We start from the raw sequence: 2,986 nt of genomic DNA, 5'->3' as shown, positions 1-2,986 counted from the left end.
GAGGTGGTTGGGACGGATCGCGCACGGGGGGCGGCGCCCGCGCGGAGGCCCCCTCCCGCTCGATGGCTCGCGACCTCCCCCGCTGCGCGGGGGAGGTGATGTCCGGCCACGATCCGCTTTTCGCGCACGACCCGTAGTTCTCCCCCTCCCCCGCGAAGCGGGGGCAGGGGGCCGGGGGGAGGGGGCCCTCCGCGGGCGAGACATGCTCCGCCATCCAGCAGGATCCCGGAGCCCGCCACTTTCGCACTTTCGCACTCTCGCACTCTCGCACTTCGGTTCATGGACGCCAACGGGCAGCGGACCTGGCTGTTAGCCGACGAGACGCAGTGGCATCGGGGGGCGGGCATCCACTGGGACGCCGCGCGCCGCAGCCTGCGCCTGTCCAGCCGCCGCACGCGCGCGCCGCGCACCCTCCCCGCGGACGAGAACCGCGCCGGGTGGAAGGCCCTGGAGCAGCGCGCCCACACCCTGCTGGACGCCGTCCCCGACGCGCGCGACGCGCACGGCACCTGGGCCCGCTGGGAGCCCGGCGCGCGACGCATCGTCGTGGGCGGCGCGCAGCCGGGCATCCAGCCGCTCATGAAGCTGTGGGCGCCGCACGTCACGGCGACGGACCTTGCCGTGGGCTTCGACGGCGTGCTGTACGTGGCCGCGGACGGCGAGATCCTCGTCCGCGACCCGCGCGGGCGGATGAAGAGCGAGCGCGTGCACCGGCTGGGCTTCAGCGCGTGGCGTGTGGCGCCCGACCCGGCGGGCGGCGCGTGGGCGCTGGACCGCGCCGGGCGCGCCCTGGCCCACACCGAAGGCCAGCTCTGGCCCGACCGCCCCTGGCACACCTACGACGGCGACGTCTTTCGCCCCGATCCCGAGAACCCGCGCCCGCCCCACCTGCGCCTGGTCGCCGGCCTCACCTGGGACGGCGAGGCCGAAGAGGCGGCGGGCATCGCCGCGTCGCCGGGCGGGCGCGTGGCGCTCCTCTTCTGGCGCAAGGCGGACGGGCTGGCCGTGCTGCGGTTCCTGGACGGCGATTCCCTCTCCGGGCCCGTGCTGCTGGACCGCGCATACTTCGCGTACAGCCTGGCCTGGCTGTCGGAGGACCGCATCGCCGTCCTCGTCCCGCAGGAAAAGCCGGAGAGCGAGGCGCTGGCGTACGACGTCCCCGGCGCGGACGCCCTGCCGGCCGCGGACGCATCCGCCGCCGTCCTGCAGCAGGTGGGCGACGTGTATCCCCTGCGCGGCTTTGCGGAGGGGCCGTTCATCCACGCGCCCGCCGTTCCGCCGCACTATTCCACGTACCAGCAGCCCGGCAGCCGGCCGCTGCACCGCCTGTCGCTTCCCGGCTTCGCGCCGCGCGGCGAGGCGATGAACCTGGAGGCCGTCGACAGCGGCGTCGCGGGCACCGTGTGGCACCGCCTGTTCGTGGAGGCCGCGCTGCCGCCCCGCTGCGGCATCGTCCTCCACCTCGCCGCCACGGAGACGTACAGCACGCCGGCGGACGACGCGGAGTGGTTCGCGCACCGCTTCGGGGACGCGGAGGCGGATGATGCGGGGGCGCCGCGCGGGGCGTGGATGCCCGTCCGCAGCGAGATCCCCTTCCATCCCGGGCTGCTGAAGGCCGAGCCCCAGCGCGACCGCGCGGGGGTGTTCACGGCGCTCGTGCAGCGCGGCGGGCGGCGCGTGCGGGCCCTGCGGGGGCGCTACCTGTGGGTGCGCGCGGAGCTCACGGGCGACGGGCTGGCCACGCCGGAGCTGGCCGCCGTGCGCGTGCAGGGCTCGCGCTTCAGCTACCGCGACCAGTACCTCCCGGAGCTGTACCACGAGCAGGAGTTCGGCGACGACGCGGACGTCCGCGCGGACCGAAGCACGCCCGCGGACTTCCTGGACCGCTTTCTGGCCAACTTCGAGGGCGTGCTGACGGGGATCGAGGACCGCGTGGCCCACGCGCACCTCCTGACCGATCCGCGGACGGTGCCGGCGGAGTCGCTGGAGTGGCTGGCGTCGTGGATCGGCACGGGGTTCGACGCGGCGCTGCCCGTGGACCGGCGGCGCGCGCTGCTGGCGGCCGCGCCGGAGCTGGCGGGGCTGCGCGGCACCGTGCACGGGCTGCGGCGCGTGCTGGACATCTGCACGGGCGGGGCGGTGCGCGGCGGCGAGATCGTCGTGCTGGAGGATTTTCGCCTGCGCCGCACCTTCGCGACCATCCTGGGCGCCGACCTGGCGGACGAGGACGATCCGCTGCTGGGCGGCATCGCGGACAGCGGCAACTCGTACGTGGGTGACACGCTGTTCCTGGGCGACGAGCGCCGCCGCGAGTTCCTGGCCCTGTACGACGCGGAGCTGCCGGTGACGGGCGCGGAGGCGGCGGCCGTGGCGCGGCTCTTTGACCAGCTGGCGCACCGGGTGACGGTGCTCGTGCACCAGGAGATCGAGCCGCAGGACCTGGGATTGATCCGCCGCATCGTGGAGCGCGAGGTGCCGGCGCACGTGGCGTGGCGGGTGATGGCCGCGTCGCGCCCGCTGATGGTGGGCGTGGCGTCGCTCGTGGGCGTGGACACGTACCTGGGCCGCAAGCCGGCGCGCACGCCCGTGCGGGTGGACCGCAGCCGCGTGGGCATTCGCGACTACGTGCTGGGCGCGCAGTCGCTGGACCCGCGGCTGGAGGGTGGCGCCGCCGCGCAACGGCCCGTGGCGCGCTTCAGCGCGCAGTCGGACGTGCGCTCCAACGCCGAGCCCATCGTGGTCGACGCGTCGCCCTCCTCCGCGCCCCCCGGCCGCACGCTGGAAGGCTTCCGCTGGACGGTGGAGGACGGCGGGTGAGGTGGGGGTGAGGGGGCCGGCCTCGCGCGGAAGGCCCCCACCCGCTCAATCGCTCGCGACCTCCCCCGCTGCGCGGGGGAGGTGAGGACGGCGGGAGACCATCCCTCGCGCACGACCCGTAGTTCTCCCCCTCCCCCGCGAAGCGGGGGCAGGGGGCCGGGGGGAGGGG

1 protein-coding gene is annotated in these 2,986 nt (G+C 75.7%); it reads left to right on the top strand.

Annotation, left to right across the window (positions count from 1 at the left end; all coding sequences use genetic code 11):
- Positions 1–279 precede the first annotated feature (279 nt).
- The gene (locus VFZ20_RS09185) at positions 280–2,817 is read left to right on the top strand and encodes a phage tail protein (RefSeq protein ID WP_329683563.1); all 2,538 of its coding nucleotides are present in this window, start codon (positions 280–282) and stop codon (positions 2,815–2,817) included.
- Positions 2,818–2,986 lie beyond the last annotated feature (169 nt).

It is taken from the genome of Longimicrobium sp. (assembly GCF_036280135.1).
Classification (GTDB): Bacteria; Gemmatimonadota; Gemmatimonadetes; order Longimicrobiales; family Longimicrobiaceae; genus Longimicrobium.
This window is presented reverse-complemented; position numbering and strand designations above follow the sequence as displayed.